Origin of the sequence: Sinisalibacter lacisalsi (assembly GCF_014640115.1) — a bacterium.
GTDB classification, from domain to species: domain Bacteria; phylum Pseudomonadota; class Alphaproteobacteria; order Rhodobacterales; family Rhodobacteraceae; genus Sinisalibacter; species Sinisalibacter lacisalsi.
Window position 1 is genome coordinate 301,718 of sequence record NZ_BMGI01000001.1, and the last position, 21,237, is coordinate 322,954.

The following is a 21,237-nucleotide window of genomic DNA, read 5'->3' on the forward strand; positions in this document are numbered from 1 at the left end:
AGATGACCCGAGGCGGTCGGCCAAAACCACGGGCGGATGGCCCCGAGCGACGCTGCATCGCAACGGGTGAGGTGCAGCCGAAACATGGGCTCATCCGCTTCGTCGTTGCCCCCGATGGGGCTTTGGCGCCTGACTTGCGCGAAAAGCTGCCGGGGCGCGGCATCTGGGTTGCGGCAGATCGCGCGGCGCTTGAAAAGGCCGTTGCGAAAAACCTGTTCGCCCGGGCTGCCCGACAACCTGTCGATGTGCCCGACGACCTCGTGCAGCGGGTCGAAGCCGCGCTCGTGGATCGCGTGGTGGAGCTGTTATCTCTGGCCCGCAAGGCGGGCACCGCGATCGCAGGTTACGAAAAGGTCAAGGACTGGCTTGTAAAGGATCAGGCGGAAGTTCTGATCCAGGCGGCAGACGGTTCGGAACGGGGCAAGTCGAAACTGCGCCCGCCCGGCGAAAACGACCGGTTCATCGGCTGCTTGACAGCCCTTGAATTGGGTTTGGCATTCGGACGGGAAAATGTGATACATGGCGCGCTCGCGACTGGTGGACTCACGCCACGTGTAGTAGAGGAAGCCGCAAAGCTCTCGGGCTTGCGCAAGAAAGACGGTGGGAACGCCCGCCGGAAAGGTACGAAGACGAAATGAACGATAACGACGGCAAAAAGCCTCTTGGACTGCGTGGTGGCGCCCGGTCGGGACAAGTGAAGCAGAGCTTCAGCCATGGCCGCACCAAGAACGTGGTGGTGGAAACGAAACGCAAGCGCGTTGTCGTTCCCAAGCCGGGCGCGTCTTCGGGATCGGGCAGCGGTTCTACCGGGCAAGGTGCAGGGGTTGACCCCAGCAAACGGCCAGCCGGCATTTCCGACGCGGAACTCGAGCGCCGGATGAAGGCGCTCGCCGCAGCCAGGGCAAACGAGGCCGAGGAAAACCGGCGTCGTGCCGAGGAAGAAAAGGCGCGCGAAGAAGAACGCGAACGCCGCCGCCGCGAGGCGGAAGAGAAAGAACGTGAGGAACGCGAGCGCGCGGAAGCCGCCAAGGCGAAAGCCGAGGAAGAAGAGCGCAAGCGTCTCAAGTCCGAGGCGGCGAAGGCCGCCCCGGCGGCCGCTGCTGCAGACGATCCCGCCGCCGCTCAGGTGGCCGAGGCGCGCGGCACGAAGCCGACTGCGGCCCGCAAGGTTGACCGCGATCGCGGCGCCGACGAACGCGCCTCGCGCGGCAAGGCGGCCAAGGACGACAGCAGCCGGCGCACCGGCAAGCTGACGCTAAACCAGGCGCTTTCGGGCGGCGAAGGCGGACGGCAGCGTTCGGTTGCCGCGATGCGTCGCAAGCAGGAGCGGATGCGGCAAAAGGCGATGGGCGGTGGCACGTCGCACGAAAAGGTCGTGCGTGACGTGCAGGTACCGGAAACCATCGTTGTGCAGGAACTTGCCAACCGGATGGCCGAGCGGGTCGCCGACGTGGTGAAGGCCTTGATGAAAATGGGCATGATGGTGACACAGAACCAGTCGATCGACGCCGATACGGCGGAAGTGATCGTGGAAGAGTTCGGCCACCGTATCGTGCGGGTTTCGGATTCCGACGTGGAAGACGTGATCGACACCGTCGATGACAAGCCTGATGATCTCAAGCCGCGCCCTGCGGTCATTACCGTGATGGGCCACGTTGACCACGGCAAGACCTCGCTGCTCGACGCGATCCGGAATACCAAGGTGACCTCGGGCGAGGCGGGTGGCATCACCCAGCACATCGGCGCCTACCAGGTGACCACCGATGGCGGCCAGGTGCTGACCTTCCTCGATACCCCCGGTCACGCCGCCTTCACGTCGATGCGGGCGCGCGGTGCGCAGGTGACCGATATCGTGATTCTCGTGGTCGCCGCCGACGATTCGGTGATGCCGCAGACCGTTGAAGCGATCAACCATGCGAAGGCCGCCGGTGTTCCGATGATCGTGGCGATCAACAAGTGTGACAAGCCCGACGCAAACCCCGACAAGGTGCGCACCGAGCTTCTGCAATACGAGGTGATCGTCGAGGGCCTTTCGGGCGACGTGCAGGATGTCGAGGTTTCGGCGATATCGGGCCAGGGGCTGGATTCGCTGCTGGAATCGGTGGCGCTTCAGGCTGAGATCCTGGAACTCAAAGCCAATCCCGACCGCCCGGCGCAAGGTGCGGTGATCGAAGCCCAACTTGACGTGGGGCGTGGTCCGGTGGCGACCGTGCTCGTGCAGAAGGGCACGCTGCGGCAGGGCGATATCTTCGTCGTCGGCGAGCAGTGGGGCAAGGTTCGCGCGATGGAGAACGATCGCGGCGAACGGGTCAAGGAAGCCGGGCCGTCGGTGCCCGTCGAGGTGCTTGGCCTGAACGGCACGCCCGAAGCGGGCGACGTGCTCAACGTGGTCGAAACCGAGGCCCAGGCGCGCGAGATCGCCGAGTATCGTGAGCAGGCCGCGAAAGACAAACGCGCGGCTGCCGGTGCCGGAACCTCTCTCGAACAGTTGCTGGCGCAGGCCAAGGCCAACGAGAACGTCAAGGAACTGCCGATCCTCATGAAAGCCGACGTTCAAGGTTCGGCCGAAGCGATCGTGCAGGCGATGGAAAAGATCGGCAACGAAGAAGTGCGCGTGCGCGTGCTCCACTCCGGCGTCGGCGCCATCACCGAAACCGACGTTGGCCTTGCCGAAGCCTCCGGCGCGCCGATCATCGGCTTCAACGTTCGTGCCAACGCGCCCGCGCGCAACAGCGCCAACCAGAAGGGCGTCGAGATCCGCTACTACAGCGTTATCTACGATCTCGTTGACGACGTGAAAAAGGCCGCTTCCGGCCTGCTCGAAGCGGAAGTTCGCGAAACCTTCATCGGCTATGCCGAGATCCGCGAAGTCTTCAAGGTGTCCGGTGTGGGCAAGGTTGCCGGCTGCCTCGTGACCGAGGGTATCGCCCGCCGCTCTGCCGGCGTTCGCCTCCTGCGCGACAACGTGGTGGTCCACGAGGGCACGCTGAAAACGCTCAAGCGCTTCAAAGACGAGGTCAAGGAAGTGCAGTCGGGCCAGGAATGCGGCATGGCGTTCGAGAACTACGACGATATTCGCCCGGGCGATGTCATCGAGATCTTCGAGCGCGAAGAGGTCGAGCGCTCGCTCACCTGACCCAAGCCGGAAACCAGACAGGAAGGGCGCCATGATGGCGCCCTTTTCTTTTCCCGATCCGGCGATGGCGCGCGCTTCAGGTCAGCGATCCAGCGCGTTTTGTTCGGGTGAACGATCGGACCGTGAGGTCACGCGCAAGCCCCGTTCAAAGCCAGTCTCTGAGGATCGGAATAAGCGGCTCGTCAGCGGGGGGCATCGGGAATTTGCGCATCTCCGCCGGGCGGACCCAGGAAAGCCGCTGCCCCTCGCGCGGCACCACCGTTCCCTCCCACCGGCGGCAGGCGAACAGCGGCATCAGCAGGTGGAAATCGGGATAGCTGTGGCTGGCAAAAGCAAGCGGTGCGAGGCAGGAGGCACGGGTGTCGATCCCGAGTTCCTCGTGCAACTCCCGGATCAGGGCCGATTCCGGCGTTTCGCCGTCTTCCACCTTGCCACCGGGAAACTCCCACAGCCCCGCCATCGCCTTGCCTTCCGGGCGCTGGGCGAGAAGCACCCGCCCGTCGATGTCGATCAGCGCGACGGCCGAAACCAAAACGATATTCACGACCGATAGTCCGCGTTGATCGCAATGTAGCCGTGGGTGAGATCGCAGGTCCAGACCGTGGCGGCGCCCTCGCCGATCCCAACGTCGACGGAGATGACCAGATCCTGGTTTCTCATGTAGGCCGCCCCCTCGCTCTCACGATAGGCCGGCGAAACCCAGCCTTGCGAGGCGACGAGGATATCGCCGAAATGAATGGCGAGCTTGTCTCGTTCCGCCGCCGCGCCGGATTTGCCGATCGCCATGACAATCCGGCCCCAGTTCGGATCTTCCCCGGCGATGGCGGTTTTCACCAGGGGAGAATTTGCTATCGCCATGCCATGGGTGCGCGCATCGCTGTCGGACGCCGCGCCGGTGATCCGGATCTCGATGAACTTGGTCGCGCCTTCGCCATCGCGCACGACCTGGTGCGCGAGATCGAGCATGACCCGTTTCAGCGCGTCGCGGAAGGCCGTGGTTTCCTCGGTGATCTCCACGCCGGACGCGCCGGTGGCGGCGATCAGCAGGCTGTCGGAAGTCGATGTGTCGCTGTCGACGGTTATGTTGTTGAAGGTCTGGTTGGTCAGGTCTCCCAGCACGGCCTGCAACAGGGCCTGGTCGATCTTGGCATCGGTGAAGATGTAGACGAGCATCGTTGCCATGTCGGGGGCGATCATGCCCGAACCCTTGGCGATCCCCGCGATCCGCACGGTCTTGCCGCCGATCTGCACCTCCACACCCGCGCCCTTGGCGTAGGTATCGGTGGTCATGATCGCGCGCGCGGCCACCTCGATCGCATCGGACGTCAGGGTGCCGTTCAGTTCCTCGATCCGCGAGGTGATCCGCTCATAGGGCAAAGGCTCCCCGATGACGCCTGTGGATGCGGAATAGACCCTGTTTTCAGGAACGCCCGTCGCCCGCGCCACCTCCGCGGTAATCGCGGCCACCGCCTTTTCGCCGCTCGCGCCGGTGAAGGCGTTGGAGTTGCCCGAGTTGACGATAAAGGCCGCTCCGCCCGATGGATCGCTACCGATCTTGACCTGGCAATCAAGCACCGGGGCCGAGCGGGTGGCCGAGCGGGTGAAAACCCCGGCAACCGCGGTTCCGGGATCGAGCACCGCCAGCATCAGGTCAACCCGCTTGGCGTAGCGCACGCCAGCCTGCACCGCGGCGAACCGCGCTCCGCCGATGACCGGCAAGCGGGGAAAGCCATCCTTCGGCGCGAGCGGCGAAACGGCAGACGTGTGCGTTTCAGCCGTCTCCAGCCGGGCCTTCAGCTTCTCGATTTTCTTCTCGAGCTTGCGGATCTTGGCCTTCTTGTCCATTCGCCGGACCCTTTCCCGCAATCAGTCCAGAATCGAAACGTCGCCAAGCACGTTCGGGTCAATGCCTTCGAGGTCCGTGCGTTCGATCGTGGCCGATTCGAGCAGCGTGGCGAGGGCCTGTTCCACCGCATCGTTCTCGAGCTGCGCCTCGATATCGCCGCGCACCTCCTCCAGCGCCGGGGCACCCTTCATCCGCGACTCGTTGAGCTTGATCACGTGCCAGCCGAACTGCGTCTGAACCGGGCCAGCCACGTCGCCATCCTGCATCCCGGTGACGGCCGTCTCGAACGGCTCCACCATCATGCCGGGACCAAACCAGCCAAGCTCACCGCCCGAGGGGCCGGAGGGGCCAGTGGAATGTTCCTGCGCAAGCGCCGGAAATTCCGCACCGTCTGCCAGTTCGTCGATCAGCGCCTGCGCTTCTTCTTCGGTTTCCACCAGAATATGCGAAGCATTCCATTCCTGCGTCGGTTCCGCATCGGCATAGGCCGCTTCGTAGGCCGCCTGCACCTTGGCGTCGTCAACCGCGCCCATGATCACTTCGTCGAGCTTCTCCGTCGCGACGATGGCGCGACGCTCGTTGTCGAGCTGGATCTGCGCGCGCCGGCTCATCTCGTCGATGGCCTGGCCCAGAACCGTCTGCTGGATCAGCTGTTCGACAAGACCGGGCAGAAGCACGTCGTTCGGCAGTGCCTGGTATTCCTCGGGCAGCGCGAAACGCGCGGCGACGACGTGACCGAGCGTGATAGCCTCACCGTTTACTGTGGCGATGACCGTGTCGGACGAAGCGCTTGGCGCGTCCTCTGCCGTCAGCGGCGCGGCGATGAAAAACATCAGTGCGGCGCTGGCGAGCAGGGTGTTGGTTTTGGCCAAGTTTTTCATGGGTATTCCTCTGGTCGTGCCGGTTGCCCGGCGTCGTTGACTATTCCGACCCCGGCCCTTACATCGCAAGGGTCTCGCGGGGGCTATTCTCAAGCCCTTGATATGGGGCCTTGCGGGCGCGGGCAAGCGATCCCCGCAATCATGTGAACGAGAGAGCAGATCGAGCGGAGTGCATATGCTGGGTATCGGAAAAATCGCCAAGAAGGTGTTTGGTTCCCCGAACGACCGCAAGATCAAGGCGACGCGCCCAACCGTCGAGAAGATCAACGCGCTCGAAGACGAGTTCCACGCGTTGTCGGATGACGGGCTGAAGCAGAAGACCGAGGAATTCAAAAAGCGCGTCGCCGATGGCGAGACGCTTGACGCGATCCTGCCCGAGGCTTTCGCCAATTGCCGCGAGGCGGCCCGGCGGGCGCTGGGCCTGCGGGCCTTCGACGTGCAGCTGATGGGAGGGATTTTCCTGCATCAGGGCAACATCGCCGAGATGAAAACGGGCGAGGGCAAGACCCTTGTGGCGACCTTCCCCGCCTATCTCAACGCGTTGACCGGTAAGGGCGTTCACATCGTGACCGTGAACGACTATCTCGCCCGACGCGATGCCGACTGGATGGGCAAGGTCTACGGCGCGCTCGGGATGACCACGGGCGTCGTCTACCCGCAGCAGCCCGACCAGGAAAAGCAGGCCGCCTACCAGGCCGACATCACCTACGCCACCAACAACGAGCTTGGCTTCGATTACCTGCGCGACAACATGAAATCCGAGCTGAACCAGATGTATCAGCGTGGGCACAATTTCGCGATTGTCGACGAGGTCGACTCGATCCTGATCGACGAAGCGCGCACACCGCTGATCATCTCCGGCCCCTCGCAGGACCGATCCGAGCTTTACGTGACCATCGACAAGGTCATCCCCGAGGTGCAGGACGATCACTTCACGCTCGATGAAAAAACCCGCAACGTGACCTTCACCGACGAAGGCAACGAGTTCCTCGAGCAGCGCCTGCACGAACTCGGCCTGCTGCCCGAGGGACAAACCCTCTACGACCCCGAGAGCACGACCATCGTGCACCACGTCAACCAGGGCCTGCGCGCGCACAAGCTGTTCCACCGCGACAAGGAATACATCGTGCGCAATGGCGAGGTTGTGCTCATCGACGAGTTCACCGGCCGGATGATGGCGGGCCGCCGTCTTTCGGAAGGGCTGCACCAGGCCATCGAGGCGAAGGAAGGCTGCAACATCCAGCCCGAAAACGTCACCCTCGCCTCGGTCACCTTCCAGAACTACTTCCGCCTCTATGACAAGCTTGCCGGCATGACCGGCACCGCGCTTACCGAAGCCGATGAATTCGACGACATCTACAAGCTCGGCGTGGTCGAGGTGCCAACCAACCTGCCGATCGCCCGGATCGACGAACATGATGCCGTCTATCGCACGGCGCAGGAGAAATACGCGGCGATCGTCGAAGAGATCAAGGCATCCCACGAGAAGGGCCAGCCCGTGCTCGTCGGCACCACGTCGATCGAGAAATCGGAGTTTCTGTCCGATCTCCTGACGAAGGAAGGCATTACCCATAACGTGCTCAACGCCCGACAGCACGAACAGGAAGCCCAGATCGTCGGCGACGCGGGCAAACTCGGCGCGGTGACCATCGCTACCAACATGGCTGGCCGCGGCACCGACATCAAACTCGGCGGCAACGTCGAGATGAAGGTGCTCGAAGCCCTCGCCGCCGATCCGGATGCCAACCCAGACGAAGTGCGCGCCCGGATCGAAGCCGAGCACGCCGAAGAGGAAGCCAAGGTGAAGGAAGCAGGCGGGCTTTTCGTGCTCGCCACGGAACGCCATGAAAGCCGCCGGATCGACAACCAGCTGCGCGGCCGCTCGGGCCGCCAGGGCGATCCGGGCCGCTCGGCCTTCTTCCTCTCGCTCGATGACGACCTGATGCGCATCTTCGGCTCAGAGCGGCTTGACAAGGTGCTCTCGACGCTCGGCATGAAAGAGGGTGAGGCCATCGTGCACCCCTGGGTCAACAAGAGCCTGGAGCGGGCACAGGGCAAGGTCGAAGGGCGCAACTTCGATATCCGCAAGCAGCTTCTGAAATTCGACGACGTGATGAACGACCAGCGCAAGGTGGTGTTCAGCCAGCGCCGCGAGATCATGGAGGCGGAAGACCTTTCCGACGTGACGGAAGACATGCGCAACCAGGTGATCGACGACCTGGTCGAAACCTTCATGCCACCCAAAACCTATGCAGAACAATGGGATACCGAGGGCCTCCACGCCGCGGTGATCGAGAAACTCAATCTCGATGTGCCGGTGATCGACTGGGCGAAGGAAGAGGGTGTCGACGACGAGGCGATCCGCGAACGGCTCTATGAGGCCACTGCGAAGCAGATGGCGGAAAAGGCCGAGGCGTTTGGCCCCGAAACCATGCGCACGATCGAAAAACAGATCCTGCTTCAGACGATCGACGGAAAGTGGCGCGAACATCTGCTGACGCTCGAGCATCTGCGTTCGGTCGTCGGGTTCCGTGGCTACGCCCAGCGCGATCCGCTCAACGAATACAAATCGGAAGCCTTCCAGCTTTTCGAGGGGATGCTCGACGGGCTGCGGGCCGAGGTGACCCAGAAGCTTGGCCAGGTGCGTCCGATGAATAAGGAAGAGCAGGAGCAGTTGATGCAGCAGATGCTGCAGCAGCAGCAGGCGCTTGCCGAAGCGCAGCGCAAGGCGGCCGAAAAAATCACCGGAAAGTCCGAGCTGCCCAAGGGTGTGTCGGTTGCGGGGTTTGACGAGGCCGATCCCAACACGTGGGGGAACCCGGGCCGAAACGATCCCTGCCCCTGCGGCTCGGGCAAGAAATTCAAGCACTGCCACGGCAAGTTCTGAAACCGGCCGGCTTGCGGGCGCGCCCGGGGCGTGCCCGTGACGCAAACGTGGCAGAACCTGGCGAACCCCTTGAAACCGACCTTATTTCAATAGCTTCTGTTGTTTTCTAAAACAGAAACAAAACTGGAAATAGCCACCTTCTATTCATTTCTTCGGCGTATTGCTGCGCGACATTGCCCGGTGACGGAATGAATGGGAGATCGCGATGTTTGCCGATCTGAAAGAAAAGCTGGCGGAGTTTGACAAGAAGCGCGCCTACACGGCCGTGGCAACCGTCGTGATCGCCGGCGCCGCAGGGCATTTCATGCAGGATTCGGCCCAGGAACCGGGCAAGACCGCGCCGGTGGTGACCGCTTCCATACCGGCATCCGCCTCCGTTGTCGGGCCGTCGATCCGCACCTCTGATTCTCCCGCGATCGTGGAAACGCCTGCGCCCACCGAGGCCGAGGCGCCGGCCGTCGTGGCTATCGCGCAAGAGCCGATCCCGGCGGAGGAGCCCACCACAATAGCGGATGCCGCCGGAACCGACGCGATGGCCCCGGAGCCGGCCCCTGCGGAGGCGACCGAAGCGGACGCGAACCCTGCCGGCGAAGAGGTCACCCGTGGCGATACCAACCCGGTTCTCGATCTGGCCGACGAGCCGGCGACCGCGGTTGCCGATTCCGGGCAAAGCGTGTCCGAGGACGAGGAAGTCGCCCCGACCCGCTTCGCGGCGCTGAACGACGCCAACGAAATCCCGACTCAATCCGCGCCCGCGCCCGTGCTTGAACCCGAGGCGAGCTGCGATCTGAGTTTCTCGGCCGAACCCCAGCCTGCCGCGATGGTGGCGCTCACCTTCGAGGCCCCCTGCCACTCGGGCGAGGACGTCAGCATCGCCCATGGTGAACTGCGGTTTTCCGAACAGCTCGCGCCAGATGGGAGCCTGATGATTCTCGTCCCCGCGATGACCGAGATCGCCGTTTTCACCGCGCGTCTCGACGACGGACAGAACAGCACGACAGAGACCCGGGTGCCCGATTTCGGAACCTTCGATCGGTTTGCGATCGTCTGGAAAGGCGCCACCGGTTTGCAACTGCACGTGCTTGAAAACGGCGCATTCTATGGCGAGCCGGGGCATGTCTGGGCCGAGCAGCCCGGTACGTCGGATCTGGCGATCGAGGGCACGGGCGGTTTCGTCTCGGTTCTCGGAAGCACCGCAGATGGCTATGCCGCCGATATCTACACCTATCCCGCTGGACTGATGGTGGATGACGCCGGGCCAGAGATCTCGATCGAGGCGCAGGTCATGGAAAACACCTGCGGCACACAGGTTTCCGGCCAGATTCTTCGCAGCAATACCACCGGCGCGCCAAACGTCGAGAACCTCTCAATCGCGGTGCCGGGCTGCGATGCTGTGGGGGAATATCTGGTGTTGAAAAACCTGCCCCAAGAGCTGAAACTCGCCCGCAACTGAAGCGGACCCGGGGATCTTGAATGGCAATCCTTCGTGCGGCGATCCTCGCCGCACTTCTTCTTTTTCCGGCGCTTTCCCCGGCAATTGCGGACGATGTCACCCTCACCTCGCGTGACGGCGCGCTGGAAATATCCGGCACGCTGTTGGGTTTCGACGGCGAATTCTACCGGGTCGATACCGAGTTCGGCATTCTCACCGTCGATGGATCGGGGGTGAATTGCGTCGGCCCGGGTTGCCCGATGCTGGGCGCCTACAAAGCCCGTTTCACGATTTCGGGCGCCCGTTCGATGGGCGAGGTTCTGATCCCGGCCATGATCGAGGGCTTTGCGCTCAACACGGGCTACGCCCTCGCGCGCGAAACCCTGCCCGGCACCGGCCTGCTTTACCGTTTGTACGACGAATCCGGTGGCACCGAAGCGGCCGAGATCACCGTGCGACTCACCTCCTCGGCCGAAGGTTTCGCCGACCTTCTGGGCGAGCAGGCCGATATCGTGGTTTCGCTTCGTGAAGTGTCATCGCAGGAGCGCGCGCTGGTGCGCGATGCCGGGCTTGGCGATCTGCGCGGGTTGCGGCAATTCCGGGTGATCGCGCGAGACGCCCTCGTGCCGATCGTTGCTCCGGGCAACCCGGTGCGCAGGCTGACCCTTCAGCAACTGGCCGACATATTTGCCGGCCGGATCACCCGCTGGTCGGAGCTCGGCGGGGAAGAAGCGCCGATCACGCTGCACCTGACAGACCCGGACGGCGATATCGCTCAACTCTTCATCGCCCGGGTGATCGCCTCGAACGAGGTTGGCCTTTCGCCCGATCTTCGCCTGCACGGCACGGTGCGCGGCCTGGTTGACGCCATTTCCGAAGACCCGTTCGGCATCGGCATATCCACCTTCTCGCAGTCTGGCCTGGCCGATGTGGTAACCCTCACCGGTGCCTGTGGCTACGAGGTCGCCGCCACTTCCGAGAGCATAAAGGCGGGCGATTACCCGCTGACGACGCCGATGTATCTCTACCTGCCCGGGCGCCGGCTGCCAAAGCTTGCCCGTGATTTCCTCGGCTATATGCGCACCGGGAGCGCCCAGCTCGTGACCCGGCGCGTCGGCTTTGTCGATCAGACCTTCACCGAGATCCCGATCTCGGAGCAGGGTGCGCGGCTCGGCAACGCGATCCGTTCTGCCGGGCCCGAGGTGAGCCTTGATGAACTCCAGCGCATGATGGCGCTGTTCAATGGTAAGCGCCGGGTGACCCTGACCTTCCGGTTCCTCGGTGGTTCGACGGTGCTCGACGTTCCTTCCCGCGCGAACCTCGCGCTCCTCGCCGCGGCGCTGGAGGCGGGCGCGTATGATGGCCGGCGGCTCACCTTCGTCGGTTTCAGCGATGGTGAGGGCACGGCGGAGATCAACCGCGATCTCTCGCAACGTCGCGCGGAAGCGGTGATGTCAGCGGTGCTCGGCGAAACGGAAGTCTTTGACCGCTCCCGCGTCGCGCTCGCGGCCGACGGGTTTGGCGAGGCTTTGCCGATGGCTTGCGACGATACCGGATGGGGCCGCCGGGTGAACCGGCGGGTAGAAATCTGGGTCGACTGATCGCCGGTTTGCCCACGCGGCCCCGGCCTTCACAAATAGCCCGCCTCGCGAAAGCTCAGTTCCTGCGATCTGCCGATGATGAGGTGATCGTGCAGGGTGATATCCAGTGCTTCGGCGGCGGCCTGGATCCGCGCGGTCATGGTCACATCGCTGTCGGAAGGGGTGGGATCGCCCGAAGGATGGTTATGCACAAGGATCAGGGCCGAAGCGTTCAGCTCCAGCGCCCGTTTTGCCACCTCGCGCGGATAGACCGGAACATGGTTCACCGTGCCGCGCGCCTGTTCCTCGTCGGCGATCAGGGTGTTGCGCCGGTCGAGAAACAACACCCGGAAATGCTCGATATCGCGATGGGCCATCGTGGTATGGCAATAATCCAGTAGCGCCTCCCACGACGAGATCACATCGCGCCGGATCACGCGTGCCCGCGCCAGCCTTTGTGCCGCCGCCTCGACGATCTTGAGCTCGGCCACCACCGCTTCGCCAACACCGCCAACTTCCACGAGCCGGTTCCGTGAAGCCGAAACCACGCCGTTGAAATCGCCGAACCGATCAAGCAGGGCGCGGGCGAGGGGCTTCACGTCCTGCCGGGGGATTGCCCTGAAGAGCACGAGTTCGAGCATCTCGTAATCCGGCAGGGCATCGGCGCCGCCCTCCATGAAGCGCGCACGCAAGCGCTTGCGATGGTCGCCGATGTAGGAGGGCAGCCGCCCCTTCGGCGCCGCGACGGGCACAGCCGGGGCCTCTTCCGTCTCGAACAGCGGCAGCGGCATTTCCGACAGGTGTGATTCGAACAGGGCCATGCCGGCAGATTGGCGGCGCAAGATGAATCAATGGTTAACGTCAGCCCGTCAGCCCGTCAGCCCTTGAACGGGTCTGATATGGCCTGTCACGGTCCCGCGCCAGTTGCGGATCGGCGCGTTCAGCACCTTCTTCGTTTCCTCGTGGTCCGGGTCGAGCACGCCGAGCCGAACCAGGAGCGCCGCGATCGTTGCCTCGGACGCCCGGGTTGCGCCATCGGTGATCTTGAGCGCGATGCCGAGCCTCTTTTCCGGCACCATGGCCACGAACACGGCCTCGGCGCCGGTCTTGATCGCCACGCGCCCTTCCATAGCGCGCATCAATCCGGTGCAGGCCCGGCCTTCGCCGGCCACCAACTCGGGATGCGCGGCCATCGCATCGCGCAGTCGCGCGGCGGCACGTTCGCGCGGGTTGTCCGCATCGGCCCGGGCGCCGGCGAAAAAGGCCATTGCGCGGGCGATGCCATGAAGCGAGCTGGCGAAGTTCGGCGCGGAGCAACCGTCGATCGCCCACCCGCGCACCGGTTCGCCGGTCAGATCTTCCCAAGCGGCGCGGATGGCCACCTGAACCGGGTGGTCGATCTCGAGATACTCCGGGCCCGCCCCGAGATGACGCGTGAGCGTGAGAAAGCCCGCGTGCTTGCCCGAGCAATTGTTGTGGACTTGGCGCGGTTTCGCATCCGAACAGGTGATCTCCTTCGCGGCGACGGGATCGGCTGGCATATGCGCGCCGCAGCGAAGATCATCGTCCGCAAGCCCGAGGTCGGTCAGCCAATGCGCCACGCGATCGGTATGAATATGCGCGCCGTTATGCGAGGCGCAGGCCAAGGCAAGCTGTTCGCTCGTCAACCCCGCCGCATCCGCCGCGCCGCTTTCCACCAGCGGCAAGGCCTGAATCATCTTGGCCGACGACCGTGGGTAGATCACCACTTCCGGGTCGCCCCAGGCCTTGACGATCTCGCCGCCCGGCTCACAGATGACGGCATGCCCAAGATGCAGTGATTCAATCCGGTCGCCACGCCAGATTTCGGTCAGCTTTACGGGTTCCCCCATGGTTCCTCCTTCACCCCTTGGGGAACGCGCGGTTTTCCGCCAACGGGGCTTTCATGATCCGGGTATGTTGCGCTAATGTGCCCCGCAGATGGGAACGGGGCCCGCGCTGCGACAAGACCGCTTAAGACGGGATGACGCAAGGGCCAAGAGGCAGGAACGGCTGGAGGCTGTTAGAACATGTTTTCAAATCTCGCACGGGGCCTCTGCATCGCGGCATTCTCGATTGCCGCCGGCGCAGCGGCGGCACAGGAGAGCACCAACCGGGTTGCCGCGAACACCGATTGGAGCGTTTTCGTCGAGGGAGACCCGAAGGAATGCTGGGGCGTTTCCAAGCCCAAGGAAATGGTGAACACGCGAGGTGGTGAGGTTGTTGCGGTGCGCCGCGGCGATGTCTTGTTGTTCGTCAGTTACCGGCCCGGAAACGACGCGAAGGGCGAGGTGAGCTTCACGGGGGGTTACCCGTTCCAGCCCGACTCGACCGTGGCGCTGACGATTGGTGGCCAGACCTTCCAACTTTTCACTGACGGCGAGTGGGCCTGGGCAAGCCCGGAAGATGATCCCAAGATCATCGACGCGATGAAGCGCGGCGCCGATGCCGTGGCCGTCGGCGTTTCCTCCCGGGGCACCCGGACCGAGGATACATTCTCGCTTCTTGGCTTCACGGCCGCGGTGGACGACGCGTCTGAACGCTGCCAGTAAGCCGATCGGAAATCCCGATTGCCCCGGCCCCGCGCCGGGGCGTTTTCTTTTGAAACCGCCGCGCAATCGCCTATATGGGCGTGAAAGCGCAAGGATTACCCCATGAACACGCCGACCGCCCCGATCACCCAGGATGTGCTCGCCATCGCTCGCAAGGATGGCGAGCCGACCGGCAAGATCAACCTCGTGGGCCTCACCCGCGACGAGATGCGCGCGGCCCTGATTGCCGCGGGAACGCCCGAGAAACAGGCGAAGATGCGCGTCGGCCAGGTCTGGCAATGGATCTACCAGAAAGGCGTGCGCGATTTCGACGCGATGACCAACCTCGCCAAGGACTACCGTGCGATGCTGGCCGGGGCCTTCGAGATCCGGGTGCCCGAAATCGTGACCCGGCAGGTTTCGGAAGATGGCACCCGCAAGTATCTCGTGCGCATCGCCGGGGGGCACGAGGTCGAGGTTGTCTATATCCCCGAGGAAGATCGCGGCACGCTGTGCGTCTCCAGCCAGGTTGGCTGCACGCTCACCTGTTCGTTCTGCCACACTGGCACGCAGAAACTCGTTCGCAACCTCACCGCTGCCGAGATCGTCGGCCAGATCATGCTGGCGCGCGATGACCTTGGCGATTGGGTCAAGCCCGGTGAGGGCATGGGCGAGCGCCCGCGCCTCGTTTCCAACATCGTGCTGATGGGCATGGGCGAGCCGCTCTACAACTTCGAGGCGGTGCGCGACGCGATGAAGATCGCGATGGATGGTGAGGGCATCAGCCTCTCGCGCCGTCGCATCACCCTGTCGACCTCCGGCGTTGTGCCCGAGATCGCCCGCGCCGGTGAAGAAATCGGCTGCATGCTCGCCATCAGCTTTCACGCCACCACCGACGAGGTGCGCGACAAGCTCGTGCCGATCAACAAGAAGTGGAACATCGCCGAGCTGCTCGAGGCTCTCCGGGCTTATCCGAAGCTGTCCAACTCCGAGCGGATCACCTTTGAATACGTGATGCTCGAAGGCGTGAACGATACCGAGGACGATGCCCGCCGCCTGGTGCAGCTGATTGACGGCATTCCCGCCAAGATCAACCTGATTCCGTTCAACGAATGGCCCGGCGCACCCTACAAGCGATCGTCGAACAACCGCATCCACCGGTTCGCCGACATCATCTACAAGGCCGGCTATGCAAGCCCGATCCGCACGCCGCGCGGGGAAGACATCATGGCGGCCTGTGGCCAGCTCAAATCTGCCACGGAGCGCGGCCGCAAGAGCCGCCGCGAGATAGACGCTGAGGCGGGAGCGGCGTCGCGCTGACCGCAACTTCGCGGTTTCACAGGATTTCCCGCAATCGGCTGTATTGTTGCCCAAGTTTTCCGTTGATCTGTTCTCGACCGGAAACAATGGGGCAGAACCATGTCGTACAAGTCGGAAATCGACGAGATCGTCGCCTTCGTTCGCGATCAGCGTGAACGCGTCAAGACCCATCGCCAGTGGAAGCGGCGCCTCGCCGCCTTCGGGTTCGCGATCGTCAAGACAGACGAGGGGCTGGCGATCGCGAAGTTGCCACGCAACCGGGTCGTTTGCCCGGTGCCGCAGGAACTCGTCGCCTGACGCGGGCTGGTTAACCGGGAAGAAACCGATTTTCCGCCAGACTGGCGGCATGGAATCGGTGTCGTTCAAACTGCCTGCGGAAATGATGGCGCGGCTCGAGGGGTTGGCGCGGGGCGATGATGTTTCCGTGGGCCAGGTTATCCGCTGGGCCATCGAGCGCGAGATTCGCCGCCGCGATGCGTTGCGCACGCCGCCCCGTGTCGATCAGCGGATGCTGGCCCCGGTCCGCGCGCGCATCAGCGAAGATTTCGAAGCGGCGCAAGGCTGGTCGGATCTGCGCGACCGGCTCATCGCCAAGGGCTACACCTTGCGGGAATCCGGCGGCGGGTTGGCGCTGCACGAGGTGATTTCCGGCCGCTTCCTCTGCCGCACATCGGAGATCGGCTTTGGCTATCCCACGCTGCTCAAGCGGTTTTCCCAGCCGTTCCCCGGCCATAGCCACACCTGGCTGCTCGACCGTATCCGCGAAGTGCCGGTTTACGTGAAAACCTGAGCCGGCCCTCAGACGTCGCCGTTGGCCGCCCTCATCTCGCACTTGCTCTCCCAGGCGTTGATGATCGCCACGGCCTCTTCGGCGGTTTCAACGAACTCGAACAGATCGAGGTCCTCCCGGCTGATCGTGCCGGCCTCGGCGAGCGCCTCCCAGTTGATGATCTTCTCCCAGAAGGCGCGCCCGAACAGGATCACCGGCACCGCGCGCATCCGCTTGGTCTGGATCAGGGTGAGGCTTTCGAACATCTCGTCGAGCGTGCCGAAGCCGCCGGGAAAACACACGATCGCCTCCGCCCGCATCAGGAAGTGCATCTTGCGAATGGCGAAGTAGTGGAAGTTGAAGCAGAGTTCCGGCGTGACCCATTCGTTGGGGGCCTGTTCATGCGGAAGTACGATGTTGAGGCCGACGCATTTGCCGCCAACATCGTGCGCGCCGCGCGAGGCCGCCTCCATCACCCCCGGGCCGCCGCCCGAAACGATCACCTTGCAGCGATGGTCGTGATCCTTCGACTGCATCGAGATCAGCCGCGCGAACCGCCGGGCCTCGTCGTAGTAGTGGCTGAGATCGGCAAGGGTCTTCGTCGCGGCGTTATCCTTGTTCTCGGGCCGCGGAATCCGCGCGCCACCAAAAAGCACCACGGTCGATTCGATCCCGAGTTCCTGCATGATGAGTTCGGGTTTCAGCAGTTCGAGCTGGAGCCGAACCGGACGAAGCTCGTCACGCAACAGGAAATCGAGGTCGTCGAAGGCGAGCCGATACGATGGTGAGCGGGTCTGTGGCGTGTCGGGGGTTTCGTGCGCGGCCTGCCTGTCCTGTCCGGAATGCCGAAACGGGTGGCTCCGGTTTTCTTCGCTCATCTGCCCATCCTCTCTTGCCGCATTGCGCGCTTGAGTTTCAGCCCTTATAGCCGTGCGAAACACAGGACTGAACCGAATTCGGGGGGAGAGCACATGTCGAACGCCCAACTGGAAGCCGCGATCGAAGCCGCCTGGGAGGCGCGCGATACGATCACGCCCGAGACCACCGGCGAAACGCGCGAAGCCATCGAAGACACGCTGAACGCGCTCGACAGCGGCGCCTTGCGGGTGGCCGAACGGCAAGCGAACGGCGATTGGAACGTGAACCAATGGGCCAAGAAGGCCGTGCTCCTCGGCTTCCGCATCAAGAGCATGGAATTCCAGTCCGGCGGCCCGCAGGGCAGCGGCTGGTGGGACAAGGTCGACAGCAAGTTCGCCGGCTGGGGCGATGATGACTTCGCCGCCGCGGGCTTCCGGGCCGTGCCCAATGCCGTGGTGCGCCGCTCGGCCTACATTGCCCCCGGTGTGGTTCTGATGCCGTCTTTCGTCAATCTCGGTGCCCACGTCGACGAGGGCACGATGGTTGATACCTGGGCCACCGTCGGCTCCTGCGCCCAGATCGGCAAGAACGTGCACCTTTCAGGTGGCGTCGGCATCGGCGGCGTGCTGGAGCCGATGCAGGCCGGCCCCACCATCATCGAAGACAATTGCTTCATCGGCGCGCGTTCGGAGGTGGTCGAGGGCTGCATCGTGCGCGAGGGCTCGGTGCTCGGGATGGGCGTGTTCATCGGCAAATCGACCAAGATCGTCGACCGGGAGTCGGGCGAGGTCTTCTATGGTGAAGTGCCGCCCTATTCGGTGGTCGTGTCCGGTTCAATGCCCTCGAAAAACGGGGTGAACCTCTACTGCGCCGTGATCGTGAAGCGGGTCGACGAGCGCACCCGCTCCAAGACCGCGATCAACGAGCTCCTGCGCGACTGACGCAGGGCGCAGCGCGGCCGCGAACATAGGCCGTTCAAGCGGCATGAAAAACCGCCCCGGTCCAGGCCGGGGCGGTTTTCGTTCTCGCAGCGTTCCGATTATTCGCTGACCTTGCCGCGCACCAGCGATTGCGCGGTGTAGACGAGGATCGAAAGCCCGCCCGCGCCCAGCGCCGCGACGCCGAGCAGCACGATCAGGTCAACCGGCCCGCCGATATCGCGGAAACCCGAATCGGTGATCCCCTGCACGAACAGCACCGCCGCGATGGCCCCGAAGGGCATCGACAGCTGCGCCCAGAGGAATTTCCTCATCGACATTGCGCGGTCGCGCACCAGCACGAACACGTAGGCGGCGGTGATGACGGCCGCGACCGCGACCATCGCCCAGAACAGCCCGCGTCCGAACATCTCCTCGAACACGGCGATCATGGTTTCCAGTGTCAGTTCGTTCATTGTCGTGCCCTTTCTCAGGCCTTGCCGCGCAGCATGGCGTTGTAGGTGGCTTTCAGCGCGATTTCCTTCATCAACCAGCTGATCCAAAGCTCTTCGAGGGGCGCGATCACGCCGGGGAACGACGGCACAAGATTGTTCTTGTAGTCGAACTCGATCAGCATCGCCCGGCCCACCCGGGTGATCAGCGGACAGGAGGTGTAGCCGTCATAGGTGGCGGTGCCTTCCTTGCCCTCGATCGCGGCGACGAGGTGATCCTCGACGACCGGAACCTGGAACTTGACCGAGGCCGCCGTCTTGCCTTTCGGTACGCCCGCCACGTCGCCCAGAGCGAAGATCTCGGGATAACGGCGGTGGCGCATCGTCTGCGGGTCGCATTCGACCCAGCCCTGGTCGACCCACCTGTCGCTCCAGCTGAGGCCCGACTCGCGGATCATGTCGGGTGCGCGCTGCGGCGGGATCACGTGCAGGTAATCGTAGGGAAGCTCGACCGTCGAAACCTTGTCGCCCACCTTCGTCTCGAAGGTGGCGCGCTTGCGGTCGGCGTCGACCGATTTCATCGTGTGGCCCATGTGGCTGCTAATGCCGCGGTCGTCGAAGAGCATACGCACCTTTTCAGCCACGATCGGCACGCCGAACAGCGCGCCCTGCGGGGCCGCGTAGTTGATCTCATACTTGCCCTCGCCAACGGTGCGGCGCGCGATGTCGTCGATGAGAAACGCGTGCTTGAGCGGGGCGCCCGCGCATTTCATCTCGGTCTCGGGACGCATCATCAGCGCGACGCCACCTTCCTCGGTGAACTTCTGCGCGGCGTCCCACGTCTTGGCGGCATATTCCGGCCCGGCGTAGAGCGACCCGATCCCGTTCTGCCCGACCATGTCGAGCGAGAACCCTTCGATCGCGTCATAGTCCAGCACGAGACCCGGTGCGACGATGAGGTAGTCGTAGGCGAGTTTCTGCCCGCCTTCGGTGCTCACGATCTTGGCTTCCGGGTCGATGCCGGCGGCCCGTTCGGCCACCAGCGTTACGCCCGAAGGCAGCCAGTCGGTCGTCTGCGACGTCACGTATCCAGCCGGCTTCAGACCGGCGGCGACGAGCGACAGGCCCGGCTGATAGAGGTGTTGCTTGCGTCCGTCGACAAGGGTGATCTCGGCCCCATCGAGGCGATCGACGAGGCGGTTCGCGATCGCGGTGCCGGCAGCACCTGCGCCGATGATCACGATCCGGGCCCGGGTGGACACCTTTGCCGCCTGGGCGGGCGTTCCGGCCACGGCCGCGGCCAACCCGGCCATGCCAAGGCCCATGAATCCACGGCGTGACGTTGCCATGCGCATCAAATCCGACATGCGGAAACTCCTTCCGATCCTGTTCGCGCAAAGAATCCCGTTGCCACAGCTGGCGCGAGGAAACATTCTCATTTAGGAATGTATACTATAGTGTTCCGAGGCAAGGCGACGATCCCCGGCAAATTGTCGCACAGCGATCGTACCCTGCCGGGCGAGAAAGCATGCCAATGTCCGAGATCCTTCCCGCCCGCGATCAATTGCGGAGCCTTGTCTTTCGCTGTAGGTGGACACGACAGCACGAAAGGCCAGCCACTTGACCAAGCGCGAGACGAACGTGAGCCGCCAACAGGTCTATACCCTGCTCGTCGAGGTGGGGCGCAAGACTGGGGATGGCCTTCCAGAAGGGGCAACCGGCGCCGCGCTGATGTGCTACGCCAGTGGCGTGGACGAGGCGGAAGCGGTGCGCGAGACGGTTGCGATCCTGAAGCAGGCCGATCTCGCGCCGCTCGATGTTTCCGGCTACGGCACTCTCGATGAGCGCCTCGCAGACGGGCATGACATCTCGGACGAGGAGCGCGAACTGATGGCTCGCGCGCTCGCCGAAAATGCCGTGATCGTGGCGCAGATGACGCCCTTCTTCAACGAAACCAAGACCACCTCGTAGCCGGCCTTCACCGGCGGGTGGACAAGGCTGCGTTTACCGGCCGGGGTTCAACAAGACATTGAACGTCTCGGGCAGGCTTGCCCCGCCGTCGAGCGCGAGCGAGAGGGGAATCTCGTAAACCGCGGTGGTGCCGTCTTCGGAGATCGTTCCGTTGGTTTCGACGATCTCGTCGCCGGAGACCCTGAGAGTGATCGCATGTCCCTCGAATGCCTCGCGCATCATCGCGATCATCTCGTCGCCCCCTTCTTCCTCGGGCGGCGCGATGTCGTCGGAAATGTCGCCAAGATCGAAGGCGACGTAGATCAGCCCGCCATCGCGGCGTTCGATGATCATGCCATCGCCGAAGTCCGGGTCGCTCATGATCTCGTCGACCGTTCCCGACTTGGTTTCGGTGCAGACGTGATCGCCGTTTTCGCGCATCGATTCCTCGCCTTCGCAGAAGTCTTCGCCGGTCGAGGTGGTCATGGCGTAGAAGTCGGGGGTGGCAACCATGATCATCGTCGCCTCGGCCCGGTCTTCACCCGGAAAGTCGAGCGAGAGTTCCACGTCGAAACAGGCCGCAAGCGGCAGGGCAAGGATCAGCGGAAAAAACGAAAAGGGCTTGCGCATGTCGGTCTCCCGTCGGCTGAGTTCAGTGTG

The 21,237-nt window shown here is 63.8% G+C and carries 20 protein-coding genes; 11 read left to right on the forward strand and 9 right to left on the reverse strand.

The features are described from left to right. Window positions 1-2: 2 nt before the first annotated feature. Window positions 3-638, forward strand: a complete 636-nt coding sequence (locus tag IEW01_RS01395; protein WP_188525813.1) for an RNA-binding protein — start codon at window positions 3-5, stop codon at window positions 636-638. Continuing rightward, a complete protein-coding gene (gene infB, locus IEW01_RS01400) occupies window positions 635-3,136 on the forward strand; it encodes a translation initiation factor IF-2 (protein ID WP_188525814.1) in 2,502 nt (833 codons plus the stop codon). The genes IEW01_RS01395 and infB overlap by 4 nt, the downstream gene beginning before the upstream one ends. A gap of 145 nt (window positions 3,137-3,281) precedes the next feature. Here the strand turns inward: infB and IEW01_RS01405 are convergent, their stop codons facing one another. Genes IEW01_RS01405 through IEW01_RS01415 form a run of 3 tightly spaced genes read right to left on the reverse strand, consistent with a single transcriptional unit; the run spans window position 3,282 to window position 5,863 of the window. Further along, window positions 3,282-3,680 carry a (deoxy)nucleoside triphosphate pyrophosphohydrolase gene (locus IEW01_RS01405; protein ID WP_188525815.1) on the reverse strand — a complete coding sequence of 133 codons (399 nt, stop codon included), beginning with the start codon at window positions 3,678-3,680 and terminating at the stop codon, window positions 3,282-3,284. Next, window positions 3,677-4,981 (reverse strand): bifunctional glutamate N-acetyltransferase/amino-acid acetyltransferase ArgJ, encoded by a 1,305-nt coding sequence (gene argJ, locus IEW01_RS01410; protein WP_188525816.1) that lies wholly within the window; start codon window positions 4,979-4,981, stop codon window positions 3,677-3,679. The genes IEW01_RS01405 and argJ overlap by 4 nt, the downstream gene beginning before the upstream one ends. Window positions 4,982-5,002: 21 nt before the next feature. Further along, complete coding sequence (locus IEW01_RS01415) at window positions 5,003-5,863, reverse strand: peptidylprolyl isomerase (protein WP_188525817.1); 861 nt, start codon at window positions 5,861-5,863, stop codon at window positions 5,003-5,005. 175 nt (window positions 5,864-6,038) lie between these two features. On the opposite strand from IEW01_RS01415, the gene secA reads away from it, so the two are divergent. The 3 genes from secA (at window position 6,039) to IEW01_RS01430 (ending at window position 11,783) form a co-directional block, all read left to right on the forward strand. Continuing rightward, window positions 6,039-8,750, forward strand: coding sequence for a preprotein translocase subunit SecA (gene secA / locus IEW01_RS01420; RefSeq protein ID WP_188525818.1), 2,712 nt, complete (start codon window positions 6,039-6,041; stop codon window positions 8,748-8,750). A gap of 205 nt (window positions 8,751-8,955) precedes the next feature. Further along, entirely contained in the window at window positions 8,956-10,203 is a 1,248-nt protein-coding gene (locus IEW01_RS01425; RefSeq protein WP_188525819.1) for a hypothetical protein, read from the forward strand. A gap of 20 nt (window positions 10,204-10,223) precedes the next feature. Beyond that, window positions 10,224-11,783 carry a phosphate ABC transporter substrate-binding/OmpA family protein gene (locus IEW01_RS01430; RefSeq protein WP_188525820.1) on the forward strand — a complete coding sequence of 520 codons (1,560 nt, stop codon included), beginning with the start codon at window positions 10,224-10,226 and terminating at the stop codon, window positions 11,781-11,783. Window positions 11,784-11,812: 29 nt separating this feature from the next. Here the strand turns inward: IEW01_RS01430 and radC are convergent, their stop codons facing one another. After that, window positions 11,813-12,583: a RadC family protein gene (gene radC, locus IEW01_RS01435; RefSeq protein WP_188525821.1), complete on the reverse strand. Its 771-nt coding sequence runs from the start codon at window positions 12,581-12,583 to the stop codon at window positions 11,813-11,815. A gap of 48 nt (window positions 12,584-12,631) precedes the next feature. Beyond that, a complete protein-coding gene (locus IEW01_RS01440) occupies window positions 12,632-13,633 on the reverse strand; it encodes an asparaginase (protein WP_188525822.1) in 1,002 nt (333 codons plus the stop codon). 177 nt (window positions 13,634-13,810) lie between these two features. Between IEW01_RS01440 and IEW01_RS01445 the strand changes: the two genes are divergently transcribed. From IEW01_RS01445 to IEW01_RS01460, 4 genes are all read left to right on the forward strand, one after another. Further along, window positions 13,811-14,332 carry an invasion associated locus B family protein gene (locus IEW01_RS01445; protein WP_188525823.1) on the forward strand — a complete coding sequence of 174 codons (522 nt, stop codon included), beginning with the start codon at window positions 13,811-13,813 and terminating at the stop codon, window positions 14,330-14,332. A 102-nt stretch (window positions 14,333-14,434) separates the two neighbouring features. Continuing rightward, window positions 14,435-15,631, forward strand: coding sequence for a dual-specificity RNA methyltransferase RlmN (gene rlmN, locus IEW01_RS01450; RefSeq protein ID WP_188525824.1), 1,197 nt, complete (start codon window positions 14,435-14,437; stop codon window positions 15,629-15,631). A gap of 99 nt (window positions 15,632-15,730) precedes the next feature. Next, window positions 15,731-15,928, forward strand: coding sequence for a hypothetical protein (locus IEW01_RS01455; protein ID WP_188525825.1), 198 nt, complete (start codon window positions 15,731-15,733; stop codon window positions 15,926-15,928). A gap of 49 nt (window positions 15,929-15,977) precedes the next feature. Further along, window positions 15,978-16,421, forward strand: coding sequence for a ribbon-helix-helix protein, CopG family (locus tag IEW01_RS01460; RefSeq protein ID WP_188525826.1), 444 nt, complete (start codon window positions 15,978-15,980; stop codon window positions 16,419-16,421). An 8-nt stretch (window positions 16,422-16,429) separates the two neighbouring features. Here the strand turns inward: IEW01_RS01460 and IEW01_RS01465 are convergent, their stop codons facing one another. After that, entirely contained in the window at window positions 16,430-17,278 is an 849-nt protein-coding gene (locus IEW01_RS01465; RefSeq protein ID WP_188525827.1) for an LOG family protein, read from the reverse strand. Window positions 17,279-17,371: 93 nt separating this feature from the next. Here IEW01_RS01465 and dapD point away from each other — a divergent pair, with 93 nt between their 5' ends. Continuing rightward, complete coding sequence (gene dapD, locus IEW01_RS01470) at window positions 17,372-18,199, forward strand: 2,3,4,5-tetrahydropyridine-2,6-dicarboxylate N-succinyltransferase (protein ID WP_188525828.1); 828 nt, start codon at window positions 17,372-17,374, stop codon at window positions 18,197-18,199. A 98-nt stretch (window positions 18,200-18,297) separates the two neighbouring features. On the opposite strand, the gene IEW01_RS01475 is transcribed toward dapD, so the two are convergent. Beyond that, window positions 18,298-18,651, reverse strand: a complete 354-nt coding sequence (locus IEW01_RS01475; RefSeq protein ID WP_188525829.1) for a DUF5368 domain-containing protein — start codon at window positions 18,649-18,651, stop codon at window positions 18,298-18,300. Between the two features lie 14 nt (window positions 18,652-18,665). Then, on the reverse strand, window positions 18,666-19,994 hold the full coding sequence (locus IEW01_RS01480) for an NAD(P)/FAD-dependent oxidoreductase (RefSeq protein ID WP_188525830.1): 1,329 nt from the start codon (window positions 19,992-19,994) through the stop codon (window positions 18,666-18,668). A gap of 223 nt (window positions 19,995-20,217) precedes the next feature. Between IEW01_RS01480 and IEW01_RS01485 the strand changes: the two genes are divergently transcribed. Beyond that, window positions 20,218-20,598: a DUF8846 family protein gene (locus IEW01_RS01485; RefSeq protein WP_438810806.1), complete on the forward strand. Its 381-nt coding sequence runs from the start codon at window positions 20,218-20,220 to the stop codon at window positions 20,596-20,598. A gap of 33 nt (window positions 20,599-20,631) precedes the next feature. Here IEW01_RS01485 and IEW01_RS01490 read toward each other — a convergent pair whose 3' ends face one another. Further along, complete coding sequence (locus IEW01_RS01490) at window positions 20,632-21,207, reverse strand: hypothetical protein (protein ID WP_188525831.1); 576 nt, start codon at window positions 21,205-21,207, stop codon at window positions 20,632-20,634. Window positions 21,208-21,237 lie beyond the last annotated feature (30 nt).